General features: G+C 31.1%; 12 protein-coding genes and 1 tRNA gene. 4 read left to right on the forward strand and 9 right to left on the reverse strand.

Annotated elements, in window-relative coordinates; translation table 11 throughout:
• Positions 1–4 precede the first annotated feature (4 nt).
• On the forward strand, positions 5–922 hold the full coding sequence (locus tag ACN5J5_RS07255) for a PorP/SprF family type IX secretion system membrane protein (protein ID WP_418644265.1): 918 nt from the start codon (positions 5–7) through the stop codon (positions 920–922).
• Positions 923–993: 71 nt separating this feature from the next.
• On the opposite strand, the gene ACN5J5_RS07260 is transcribed toward ACN5J5_RS07255, so the two are convergent.
• The gene (locus ACN5J5_RS07260; protein WP_418644266.1) at positions 994–2,214 is read right to left on the reverse strand and encodes an aminotransferase class I/II-fold pyridoxal phosphate-dependent enzyme; all 1,221 of its coding nucleotides are present in this window, start codon (positions 2,212–2,214) and stop codon (positions 994–996) included.
• Between the two features lie 165 nt (positions 2,215–2,379).
• Between ACN5J5_RS07260 and ACN5J5_RS07265 the strand changes: the two genes are divergently transcribed.
• A complete protein-coding gene (locus ACN5J5_RS07265) occupies positions 2,380–2,838 on the forward strand; it encodes an Lrp/AsnC family transcriptional regulator (protein WP_418644267.1) in 459 nt (152 codons plus the stop codon).
• Here ACN5J5_RS07265 and ACN5J5_RS07270 read toward each other — a convergent pair.
• The 4 genes from ACN5J5_RS07270 to ACN5J5_RS07285 form a co-directional block, all read right to left on the reverse strand.
• Positions 2,833–3,933: a DUF4407 domain-containing protein gene (locus ACN5J5_RS07270; RefSeq protein WP_418644268.1), complete on the reverse strand. Its 1,101-nt coding sequence runs from the start codon at positions 3,931–3,933 to the stop codon at positions 2,833–2,835. The genes ACN5J5_RS07265 and ACN5J5_RS07270 overlap by 6 nt on opposite strands.
• Positions 3,934–4,028: 95 nt before the next feature.
• Complete coding sequence (locus ACN5J5_RS07275; protein WP_418644269.1) at positions 4,029–6,020, reverse strand: M56 family metallopeptidase; 1,992 nt, start codon at positions 6,018–6,020, stop codon at positions 4,029–4,031.
• Complete coding sequence (locus tag ACN5J5_RS07280; RefSeq protein ID WP_418644270.1) at positions 6,020–6,388, reverse strand: BlaI/MecI/CopY family transcriptional regulator; 369 nt, start codon at positions 6,386–6,388, stop codon at positions 6,020–6,022. Before ACN5J5_RS07280 ends, ACN5J5_RS07275 begins: the two co-directional genes overlap by 1 nt.
• 361 nt (positions 6,389–6,749) lie before the next feature.
• Positions 6,750–8,138 (reverse strand): dipeptidase, encoded by a 1,389-nt coding sequence (locus ACN5J5_RS07285; RefSeq protein WP_418644271.1) that lies wholly within the window; start codon positions 8,136–8,138, stop codon positions 6,750–6,752.
• Positions 8,139–8,239: 101 nt separating this feature from the next.
• Here ACN5J5_RS07285 and ACN5J5_RS07290 point away from each other — a divergent pair.
• Positions 8,240–8,321 (forward strand) — tRNA-Leu (locus tag ACN5J5_RS07290).
• 49 nt (positions 8,322–8,370) lie between these two features.
• Here the strand turns inward: ACN5J5_RS07290 and ACN5J5_RS07295 are convergent.
• The 3 genes from ACN5J5_RS07295 to ACN5J5_RS07305 form a co-directional block, all read right to left on the reverse strand.
• A complete protein-coding gene (locus ACN5J5_RS07295) occupies positions 8,371–9,171 on the reverse strand; it encodes a DNA/RNA non-specific endonuclease (RefSeq protein ID WP_418644272.1) in 801 nt (266 codons plus the stop codon).
• 146 nt (positions 9,172–9,317) lie between these two features.
• Complete coding sequence (locus tag ACN5J5_RS07300; RefSeq protein WP_418644273.1) at positions 9,318–9,761, reverse strand: acyl-CoA thioesterase; 444 nt, start codon at positions 9,759–9,761, stop codon at positions 9,318–9,320.
• A gap of 171 nt (positions 9,762–9,932) precedes the next feature.
• Positions 9,933–11,009, reverse strand: coding sequence for an ABC transporter permease (locus tag ACN5J5_RS07305; RefSeq protein ID WP_418644274.1), 1,077 nt, complete (start codon positions 11,007–11,009; stop codon positions 9,933–9,935).
• 136 nt (positions 11,010–11,145) lie between these two features.
• On the opposite strand from ACN5J5_RS07305, the gene fabD reads away from it, so the two are divergent.
• Positions 11,146–12,033, forward strand: coding sequence for an ACP S-malonyltransferase (fabD, locus tag ACN5J5_RS07310; RefSeq protein ID WP_418644275.1), 888 nt, complete (start codon positions 11,146–11,148; stop codon positions 12,031–12,033).
• A 57-nt stretch (positions 12,034–12,090) separates the two neighbouring features.
• On the opposite strand, the gene ACN5J5_RS07315 is transcribed toward fabD, so the two are convergent.
• Complete coding sequence (locus ACN5J5_RS07315; RefSeq protein ID WP_418644276.1) at positions 12,091–12,492, reverse strand: MFS transporter; 402 nt, start codon at positions 12,490–12,492, stop codon at positions 12,091–12,093.
• Positions 12,493–12,496 lie beyond the last annotated feature (4 nt).

Raw genomic sequence — 12,496 nt, forward strand, 5'->3', positions numbered from 1 at the left:
TATTATGTCAACTATATATAAATCAGTATTAATAATGTGGTTTTGTTGTGTGTTTCAAATAACTTTTGGGCAACAAACACCTACTTTTTCAGAATATAATTACAATGTTTTTATTTTGAATTCGGCGTATGCTGGTTTTGAAAAAGATACAGAAGTAACCTTAAGTAGTTCAGGTTTTTTTAATGAATTAGAAGGAGCCCCAAAAAGCGCTACATTTAGTTTCAATTCATCGTTAAGAGATAAAAATGTGGGCTTAGGATTAGGTGTGATTCATGATGAAATTGGTGTTTCGAAAACAACAACAATTTTTGCAGCATATTCATATAAGCTTTTTTTTGATAGTGTAGAAGACAGACCTCATTGGCAACATTATTACCCAACTGTGCTTTCTTTTGGAATTACAGCTGGAGCGCAATTTTATAGAGATAATTTATTAGATTTAGGAATTGTTTCCGATCCTAATTTTCAGCAAAATATAAACGCAACTATACCAGCAGTTGGTGTTGGTATTATGTATAATTATAAAAATTTATTTGTTGGAGCGTCTGCACCGAATATATTGGGAACAAAATTTGCCACTGTTGATAATTTAGAATTATCATCACCTTTTTATCTTTATGGTGGTTATCGTTTTTTTAATAATATTTTTAGAGAAATAATGTTTAAACCTAGTTTTTTATTAAAAAAAGAATCTGGTACAGCATTGCAAACCGATATAAATATGGCTGTGAATTTTAAAAACAATTTTGAAGTAGGAGCAGGTTATAGAACCAATGGATCGTTAAATTTATTGGTAGGATTATATGCAGTAAAAAATATGAGATTTGTGTATAATTACAACATGGCTTCAGGTAATTCTCCGACTCCAAATACACATGGCTTGACATTAAATTACCGATTTGGAGATGGATTTTATAAATAACAAGATTAAAAGTTAACTAAAAAGCGTATCGAGAATAATTAATAAATTCTCGATACGTTTTTTTTAATAGCCTAGACAGCTGTTAATTCTTGATTTAAAACATTAACTTTTAACATACATTTTTTTATTGTTTTGTACGTTCTTTCAATATCATCATCTAAACCGATAGAGAAACGAATTAATCCATCTGATAAGCCCATTTCTTTTTGTTCATCTTCAGGTATTTCTGATGAAGTAGAAGTTCCAGGAGCCGAGAATAATGTTTTGTAAAAACCTAAACTCACCGCTAAATAACCTACATTTTTTTCTTGCATCAGTTCCATTAACGCGTTTGCTTTTTCTAAAGATCCCGTATCAATAGTTAGCATGCCACCAAAACCATATTCGGCATTCATCATGCTTTTAAAAATTTCGTGTGACGGATGTGATTTTAATCCAGGATATACTGTTTTTAATCCATCTTTTTCAAATTTATCAGCTAAAAACGCCGCATTTTTACTGTGTTGTTTCATGCGAATATGTAACGTTCTCATATTTTTTAAAATTGATGAAGATCGCAAAGAATCCATTGAAGAGCCCAATAGCATGCTCGCTCCGTCAATTACACTTTTTTGAGAGTTTATAAAATCCGAAGTACCGCAAACAACACCTCCCATGGTATCCGAAGAGCCATTAATAAATTTTGTTAAACTGTGTATTACCACATCGGCACCTAATTGCGCTGGCGAAATTGATAAAGGCGAAAATGTATTATCTACAACTAACATTAAATTGTGTTTTTTCGCTAAAGCGGATAATCCTTTAATATCTGCTACCTCTAATAGCGGATTACTAACAGATTCGCAATAAATCATTTTTGTGTTTTTGGTAATAGCGGCTTCTACAATTGCTAGTTTTGTAATGTCTACAAATGAAGTTTGTATGTTCATTCGTGGTGTAAAATTCTTTAAAAAAGCATACGTTCCTCCATAAATAGTTCTGCTAGATACTATATGGTCTCCGGCGCCACAAGCTTGTAAAATAGTAGCTGTAATTGCTCCCATACCCGATCCGCTAACATTAGCTGTTTCGGTACCTTCCATCGCAGCCAATGCTTCACCTAAATATAAATTTGAAGGTGAAGTATGACGTGAATACAGATAGCAGCCATCGGTATTTCCTTCAAAAGTATCAAACATTGTTTTTGCTTTTAAAAAGGTATATGTTGATGAATCTGAGATTGATGGATTTACACCTCCGAACTCTCCGAAATATTGTAAATCTTGAATGTTGTTTGCTGGTTTAAAATCCATAGTACAAGTTTTTAGTTGTTTTTAATACTGTAAAAAACTTATTTTTTTGATTATAAATCAATATTAATATTGTTTGGTAGATTTATTTTCTTTATTTTTTGTGTATTTTAGTTTTAAATTTTGATTTTTAAATAAATTAACCTTAAAAACTTGTAAAATTTTCGGATGAAATTAGATGCAACTGACAAAAAACTTTTAGAATTACTGCAAAAAGACAGTAAACAAACTACTAAACAGCTTTCTTTACACTTGTCTTTGTCGGTAACGGCAGTGTACGAGCGAATTAAAAAATTAGAAAGAGAGCGAATTATAACACAATATGTTGCGTTATTAGATAAGAATAAAGTTGAAAAATCGTTTTTGGTATTTTGTCATTTAAAATTAGAAAAACATACCAAGGAATATATTGTTGTTTTTGAGAAAGAAATTAATAAGTTACAAGAAGTTACGGAATGTTTTCATGTAAGTGGAGATTACGATTATATTTTAAAAATTTATGTAAAAGATATGGATGAATATCGCGATTTTATGGTAAATAAATTAACAGCTTTAAAACATATAGGAAGTACTTATAGTACTTTTACTATTGGAGAGGTTAAAAATTCGAATATGATTATTTTATAAAATTTCTTGTTGATTTTTGTAAAAAGTATCTGCTTGAAGTTTGATAAGATTACGTGCTATTTTTTGTTTGTAATTGTATAATTCCTCTTCTGTTTTTAAATCGGAATATATTTTGTTGTTGATTTCAATATCTGTTTTTAAAATAGCCTCTCGTTGATGCACTTGTTGTTGTATCCACGTTTTAATTTTAGATTCTTCATTTTCTAATTTAAAATCATACTCTCCTTTTGAACTGATAAGTTTAGAGAAAATAGGAGCAGTTTCAATAGCTAAAAATAATAAGAAAATAAAAAAAGATGGTAGCCAGGGTAAGGTGTTTAAAGCGTTTATACGTGCCATTAACCCGTCAAAATTATTAATAATTGGTTGTGTTTTTGTTTCGCTGTCTTTTTGTTGATGAATTAAATTAGCAATAGCAATTTCTTTAGACTTAATCTTATCGGCATTGTTGCTTTTTAATTCGCTAAGTTCTTTTAAAGCGGCATCGTGTTTTATTCGTTTTTCCTTGTAAACAGGGCCTTTCCCTAATTTTTTTGTGCCTTTTCTACCTTCAGCTTCGGCAATATAAGTTTCGTATAAATTATTTACGTCATTTTCTTTGGTAGAAATTTCAGATTTTAAATCGTTTATTTCAGCTTGAATTTTATCAATTTCAGGTGTAAATTGTTGTGCAATTTGTGTTTTATTATCTAACGTCATTTGATTTTTCTCTGTCAATAAAACTTGATTAATTTCTTTTTCAAATATTTTTAATTCTAAAGGTTTAGAAATTACAACGGCAATTATAAAAGCCAAAAGTAACCGCGGAACTACCTGTGCTATTTCTTGTTTTTTAGACTCTCTTTTTTTGATGGTTGAAACAATAAACCTATCGAGATTAAAAATTAATAATCCCCATATTAATCCGAAGAAAATAGCGGTAAAAATGTTGTTAAAAACAGTAAAAAGAGCATAACTACAAGCAATGGTTGCCATTAATGCGGTAAAAAATACGGTAGCGCCAATACCTGCATATTTATTTTGTTCTCCATTAGCGCAGTCTTTAATTAATTTTAAATCTACTCCCGAACAAATAAGAAAAAATTGTTTTAACATAAAATAAGCTTATACCATAAGAACGATATTATTTAATAAATGTTACAAAAAAAGCCTCAATTAAGAGGCTTTTAACTTAAAATAAGATGATTTTCTTATTTTTTAGTAGTTATATAAATTGATCCTGAACCATCTTTGTTTTTTATAACTTTCATTTTATCAATTGTTTTTGGATCAAGTTTATTTAGTCCTTTTTTACTAATTTCTTTATTATTTAAATAATAGGTTACATTTTTTTTGGTTGTTTCGTATTTTAACTCAGAAATCTCCCTATTACTTAAGTTTTTTATTTTATCAATTTTAATTATTGGTTTTAACTCTTTTCCGTGTTCATCAACAGATTTTCCCCAACGATTATAATATTGTGTTTTACCGTCTTTCTTTACGTAATATATGGTTTGATTGTTTAGGTAAACCCAACCTTTTTTTTCTGTTTTATTTTTTATTGCTGGAGGTGGAGGCGGAATATTTGAAACTTCTCCTTTTTTTATTACCGGAGATGGAGGTGGTGGAATATTAGATTTTTCTCCTTTTCTTACAATTTTTGTAGACGTACGTTTTGGAGGTGGCGGTGGTAAAATGGTATCGTTATTAATAATACTCAACTTAAGAGCATTTACATTTTCTAACTTCAGCCTAATATCATCTATAACTTGTTCAGAAGCAATACTTTGTTTTGAGGATTTTCTTTTAACAGGCGCGTCTATGTATTTTTTCTTCGGAGTCTCTTTAATTGTTATCTCTTCAACTTTATATTGGTTTTTTAAGTAATTTAAAAAATCCTCTTTTCGTTTTTTATTCTGAACTTTAAAATATTTTTTAGTTGATAAACTAGCCTGATGTTTTTGCGGAAAACGTTTACTGCGTGCATTTTTATATACGAAACTAACAGAGTAGTTAGAAAAATCTGAGGCTTTGTAATTATTAAGAACCTCGTTTTTTACCACTTTTCCATCAATCCAAAGTGCATATTTTTTACTGTTTTTTAAACTTTCAATTAATTCTTTTGAAGGTGTTTTTTCTTTTGAATTTAGAGGAGGTGGTGGCGGTAATCTTCTTTTTTCTTCTTCATTTAATTCGTTGTATTTTTTCTTGACTTTTTTACCTTTTTCGTCTTTTATAACGATAAAGCCATTTCTGTGTACATACTTTTTGTAAAGTTCAGAATCATCAGTTTTTACACTGTTAAACGGAACATTTTCTACAATTGTCTCTACACTTTCCTGTGCTTCAACTCTTTCTGCAAACAGAAAAAATGCTCCTATTACTAATGGTAATACGGCTACTTTTTTAAGTAATATTACCGCTTTAGATGTTTGTTTTGTCATCATAATTATTCGTTTTTTTGTTACTAAATAGTGTAAGTTGCTTGCCAATGCATATTCGTTGCTCCAAGCTGAAGTATTGATTAGTAAATGTTGATATTTTGATACGTTTTTATGTTGCGTAACTACTTTTGTGTCGGCTAAAAATTCGTGATTTAATTGCACCGATTTTTTTAAGAAATAAAATATAGGATTGAACCAAAAAATTACTTTCAATAACTCTACAAACAATACATCAAAAGTGTGTTTTTGAGCAACATGGGTTAACTCATGTGTAAATAATTCTTGCTCTACTTCTTTAGATTCATAGGTAGCTTTGTTGATGAAAATATAGTTCCAAAAAGTGTGTGGTAAAATTTCATCAGCTATTAAAACGATGGTTGCATTTTGATGTTTGAATTTATCAGAAATACTAACTTTTTTATAAATAGCATATAAATTTTTAATGAACCTTACCAATAAAATAGCTGATATAACTACCGAAAAATAGATGGCATAATTCCAATAATTAATAGGAGTTTCTGTTGCTACAACTTCTTGAGTAAAAGTGATGTTCTCATCAGGTAATTGCGTAAAAACTGTAATTGGTTCTTGAATTACTTTGATGTAAATGGTGTATAATGGCGCTAAAAAAGAAACAAACACAGCGCTTAATAAATAAAAACGATTAAAACGGTGCATTTTTTCACGCTCTAAAACCAAATGATAAAAGGCTAAAAAAAGCGTTAAGCATAATGTAGATTTTATTAGATAAGTAATCATTATTGTTGTTCTTTAATTTGACTATCAATTATTTTTTTTAGGGCTTTTAATTCTTCGTTAGAAAGATTGGTTTCTTTGGTAAAGAATGAAGCAAACTGACTAGCTGAATCGTTAAAAAAGTTTTTTATCAATCCGTTTACGTGTTTTGAAAAATAATCCGTTTTTTTAACTAGCGGATAATATTCTCTTGATTTTCCGAATAGTTTGTAGCTTACAAAACCTTTGTCGGTCATTCTTTTTAATAAAGTGGCTACTGTTGTAGTTGCTGGTTTTGGTTCTGGAAAATCGGTTAGTAAATCTTTCATAAAAGCAGTTTCACGCTTCCATAAATATTGCATTACTTGTTCTTCGGTTTTTGATAATTGCATAGTGTATTTCTTTTTTGCTCTACAAACATAGAATAAATATTTTAATTCTACAAATGTAGAGTTTAAATATTGTATTGATTTTTATTTTAAAGTTGATGAGTTTGTTTGCGTTAAGGATTGAAACGGCATCCTTTTTTACAACTTGTATAAGTGAGTAGCGGGTTTGGGTTAAGTAGAAAATTTAATAAAAATGTAGTATAGTTGAAGTTTTGGTAAAAAAGATATAGTTGAAAGCCTGCCGTAATTATTTTCAAAATAATTACGGAACGCCCAAATTATTGATACAATTTTATTTCATGCTTTAATAAGATTACTCGAAGTGACAGTAACAAAAAAACCGCTCGATTTGAGCGGATTTAAATTATTTAGATAATTCGGTAAAATATTTATAAAAATGAGGAATTGTTTCAATTCCTTTCAAGTAATTCCAAACGCCAAAATGTTCGTTTGGTGAGTGAATTGCATCCGAATTTAAACCGAATCCCATTAAAATTGTTTTACTTTTTAACTCTTGCTCAAACAAAGCGACAATAGGAATACTTCCTCCACTACGTTGCGGAATTGGAGTTTTACCAAAAGTTGCTTGATACGCTTTACTTGCCGCTTGATAGGCAATATTATCGATAGGCGTTACATATCCTTGTCCACCATGATGCGGCGTTACTTTTACGGTTACTGATTTTGGAGCGATACTTTCAAAGTGATTTTTAAACAACTCTGTAATTTGTCTCCATTCTTGGTTTGGCACCAAACGCATCGAAATTTTTGCATATGCTTTACTAGCAATCACTGTTTTTGCACCTTCGCCTGTATAACCTCCCCAAATTCCGTTTACATCTAAAGTAGGACGAATAGAGTTGCGTTCGTTGGTTGTGTAGCCAGCTTCACCGTGTACATCGTCAATTTTTAAAGCATCTTTATATTCATCTAAAGAAAAAGGAGCTTTTGCCATTTCAGCTCTTTCTTCGGCAGATAATTCTTCTACATTATCATAAAAACCAGGAATGGTAATATGGTTGTTTTCGTCGTGTAACGAAGCAATCATTTTTGTTAAAATATTGATTGGATTTGCAACAGCTCCACCATATAAACCTGAGTGTAAATCTCTATTTGGCCCTGTAACTTCAACTTCAACATAACTTAAACCACGTAAACCTGTTGTGATTGATGGAATATCGTTTGCAATCATTCCGGTGTCAGAAATTAAAATTACATCGTTAGCTAATTTTTCTTTATTTCTTGGTACAAACCAAGCTAAACTTTCTGAGCCAACTTCCTCTTCACCTTCAATCATAAATTTTACATTACAAGGTAAGTTTCCTGTACTTGTCATGTATTCCATTGCTTTTACGTGCATGTACATTTGCCCTTTATCGTCACAAGCACCACGCGCAAAAATGGCTCCTTCAGGATGAATATCTGTTTTTTTAATTACAGGCTCAAAAGCAGGAGAATCCCATAATTCAATTGGGTCGGCAGGTTGTACATCGTAATGACCGTATACTAAAACTGTTGGTAAATTAGGATCGATAATTTTTTCTCCGTAAACTATCGGGTATCCTGGTGTTTCACAAATCTCAACTTTATCACAACCAGCTTTTTCTAAACTGTTTTTTACAGCATCGGCAGTGTTTAAAACATCTTTGCTAAAGGCAGGATCTGCACTTACAGAAGGGATTTTTAATAAATCGATTAACTCGTTTATAAATCTATCTTTATGTTGACTAATATATTCTTGAACGTTTTTCATCTATTGAAATTTAGTAAGCATCAAAAATAATAAAAATTTTGCGCTTGTTCTTTGTAGTTTATAAGTATTGTTTATATTTGCAGCCACAATTCAATATGTATGCGGGCGTGGTGGAATTGGTAGACACGCTAGACTTAGGATCTAGTGCCGCAAGGTGTGGGAGTTCGAGTCTCCCTGCCCGTACAGCGTTTAAAAAAAGCTTCTCATTTGCGAGAAGCTTTTTTATTGTTTTTTACCTAAAACTCCAGTTTTTATAACTGATAGAACTTTCTAATTTGTTTTCAATAGCATCAGGCAGCGCAGGAAAAAAATCGATTCCTGTTTTTTGTTCAATTTCATCAATAGAAACCACAAAATTATATAAAGGTTGTTTGCTTTCTTTATGCGGAAACAAAAAAGCGATTGCCTTTATTTCTGGTTGCGTATAGTCTAACAATATTTTATAAAATTCGTTAGGTACACTCACTTTTTCTTTACCGATGGTTTTTAAATTACTATTTAAAATTCCGCCAGTTACAACATATAAGCGATGGTGTTTTTTAGCCCAGTAGCGTGTTTTTTGTTCTAATTTATTCCAAAGACCAGCATTAAAATCGTGTTTTTGAGGCGAAATATTCGAAGTGTAAAAAGTTTCGTCATGCGCCGCTTTAGAATATCGTTTATCTGCCGCAGGACATAAATGACCTTTGTCGTATCCCGATTTTTTATAACTCCTCCAATTGGCAGATTTTGTTTTTACCTTCGGATCATTAATAAAATAAGGACGTTTAAAGTTGTTATAAACAATATCTTTTTTATCCAATACATACGCAACCCATTCTGCTTGCTCATGCGTTTCGTTATAGGATAATTGATAACCGTTGTGTTTTATAACAACTCCGGTTGTTGAAGTAGGTGAATAATTAAAATCATTAGTATTTTCAATTACAATATCCGCAGGAAAATCAATAGTATTTTCTTGAGGTTTTAAATAATAACCAACAATTAAAACAATAATTGCAATAACTAATTGTATTTTTTTAGCGTTGCTCATTAATTAAATACTTTTTTTATTTAAACCTTCTTTTATGTCACTCCGAATTTATTTCGGAATCTCATTTTAAGAGAAAATCAGTCATTTGTTATGAGAATCTGAAACAAGTTCAGATTGACGAATTCAATTTATTACAGATAGCGTAATTAACTTTTTAGCAGAATCTCCTTAAAATCATCCGTTTTTTCAACTTGATTAAATATTGTTTGAAATTTGGTTGGCGGAACAGAAAGTTTTCTTTTTACCAAATCTAACCAAGCTCCGTAAACAGTAATTATGGCTGATAATTTTCCTGCTTCGTTAAAAACCTCATGCTGAATTTTCCAACGTTCACCTTTACTTGATAATCCAATTATTTTCAGATTAACAGTAATGTCAGTACCCATATGAACTTCTCGTAAAAACTTCGTGTTTTCTTCAAATAAAATAGGACCAGTTTTTTCTTTTGAAAAATCCTGAATCGTAATATCATGCTCCTTAAAAAAACGCAATCGCACTTCGGCAGCATAATCATTATATGCCGTGTGTCGCATATGTATATTGGCATCAAAATCAGACCATCTTGTTTTAAAATCTACACTAAAACTCATTTGTATTTTTATTTTTTTGAAAAGCGAAGATACAACCTTTCATTTTTTGGGCGTTACCACAAGGGTCGGGCTTTTCGCACTCGCTTTTTGTTCGTGCCTCACAAAAGAGCTCAAACAAACGCTACAATCCCTAACGCGAGTGTATTTGCCAATTTTGGGTGTAAAATCAAATTAATTTTTTACATCTAAAGCATCACGAAGTATATTTCCTATCAACATAAAAGCCATCACCAAACTCATAATTGCCAAACCAGGAATTAATGCTAAAAACGGTTTTCCTAAAATAATATAGTTATAATGATTTTTAATCATGGCACCCCAAGACGGCGTAGGAGGTTGCGCACCGATTCCTAAAAAGCTCAAGCCACTTTCTATTAAAATTGCTGCTGCAAAATTAGCTGCAGATATTACAATTATAGGTGCCAAAATATTCGGTAAAATATGCTTAAAAATAATTCTAAAGTCAGAAAAACCTAACGCTTTTGCTGCTTCAACATATTGTTGCTGTTTGGTGGTAATTACCTGCCCGCGTACTACACGAGCAACTTCTACCCACATGGTTAATCCGACTGCGATAAATACTTGCCAAAAACCTTTTCCTAATGCTAAAGTGATGGCAATAACCAATAATAACGTAGGTATAGACCAGGTAATATTAATTGCCCACATAATAAAAGTATCGATTTTTCCACCAAAATAACCCGCGATTGCTCCAATCGGAATTCCGATTAAAAGCGAAATAAACACAGCTATAAATCCGATAAAAAATGAAATTCTGGCTCCAATTAATAACCTACTTAATAAATCGCGACCGTATTTATCGGTTCCAAACCAAAAAGTTTTTTGTTGAATATAGTTTTCAGGTTGGTTTTTAAATAAAGATAACGGATATGTTTTTAGTAATCCATCAGAATATTTTAAAACTTCTAATTGGTTATTTATTAGCTTGTAGGATTTTATAGGTATTTCGGTAGGCGAATTTTGTTTTCCATCCATAAAAACAGCAAACAAAGATTGTTCTTTTTTTGATTTAGGTGGAATACTAAGCATCATCACAGAAAATCCTGGAGATTTAGAATGAATTTCTAAATGCATCTGATTGGCAGCATTACTATTGTCTGGAGCTAAAACATAGCAAAAAACGGCGATAAATCCGCAGAAAATAATATACCAAAAACTAAGCATTCCTATTTTACTCTGCTTAAATTTTTGAACGGCAATTTGCCAAAGAGAATTAGAAGTATTCATGTGTCGAAAGTACAAATAATGGAATTGAATTTACTTTTAAAATACTGTTTTTTTGTTTTGTAAAACAAAAACGATCATTAATAATAACTTTAAAAATGTGTATGTTTGCAGCACAAAACAAACAACAAATAAAAAGATGAAAGCATATATTTTTCCAGGTCAAGGAGCACAATTTACAGGAATGGGATTAGATTTATATGAAAAATCACCATTAGCTCAAGAACTTTTTGAAAAAGCAAATGAAATATTAGGTTTTAGTATTACTGATATTATGTTTGAAGGAACTGCAGAAGCCTTAAAGCAAACAAAAGTAACGCAGCCAGCAATATTTTTACATTCTGTAATTTTAGCAAAAGTATTAGGCGATGATTTTAAACCAGAAATGGTTGCAGGACATTCGTTAGGAGAATTATCTGCCTTAGTGGCTAACGGAGTATTGTCTTTTGAAGACGGATTAACATTGGTTTCTAAAAGAGCTTTAGCAATGCAAAAAGCTTGTGAAATTGCACCATCAACTATGGCAGCAGTTTTAGGTTTAGAAGATAAAATAGTTGAAGATACTTGTGCTGAAATTAACGGTGTTGTAGTTGCGGCAAATTATAATTGTCCTGGGCAATTGGTTATTTCTGGAGAAGTTGAAGCAATTGAAAAAGCATGTGAAGTTTTAACAGAAAAAGGAGCAAGAAGAGCATTGGTTTTACCAGTTGGAGGCGCGTTTCATTCGCCAATGATGGAGCCTGCTCGCGAAGAGTTAGCTAAAGCAATAGAGGAAACTACATTTAGTGAGCCTACCTGCCCAGTATATCAAAATGTAGTTGCAAAAGCGGTTACAAATCCTGATGAAATTAAAGAAAATTTAATAGCACAATTAACAGCGCCTGTAAAATGGACACAATGTGTACAGGCAATGATTGCTGATGGAGGAACTGAGTTTGTTGAAGTTGGACCAGGTAAAGTTTTACAAGGTTTAATGCGTAAAATTGACAGAAGTGTTACTGCAAGCGGTGCTAGTATTGATGCTTAAAAATATAGATTTTAAATAAAAAAAAGCGAACTCAATTTGAGTTCGCTTTTTTTTGTTTTAGCTTTTAATGTTTAAAAGCGGATATATTTTATCTTCTTTAGGTGCTAAAAGAATCATATAAAATAACAGAATTACTCCGAAAAGAAGAAAATCTGATTTAAAAAATAAAATGATAAAACAAGCCGCTTCTAATATTGCCCATTTATAAATTGAAGCAGTTTGATAAATAGCAAACTTTTCATCATCAGTATTAACTTTGTTAATTCCTTTTAACGTGTTTTTAAAAACAAAGTTGCTTAATACATAAGCTACCGCAGGAATAAAAGAATAAACCAATGAAGCTTCATCAATTTCTAAATTTAAAATGTTTTTAAAATCACCCATTAAAAAATAAGCAAAAGTTACTCCGGCAATCAATGCTAGGTGGATTATCTTAAGCGTTTTTATTTTTTGATTCATACCT

The sequence above is a fragment of the Tenacibaculum insulae genome, assembly GCF_964512435.1.
Classification (GTDB): Bacteria; Bacteroidota; Bacteroidia; order Flavobacteriales; family Flavobacteriaceae; genus Polaribacter; species Polaribacter insulae_A.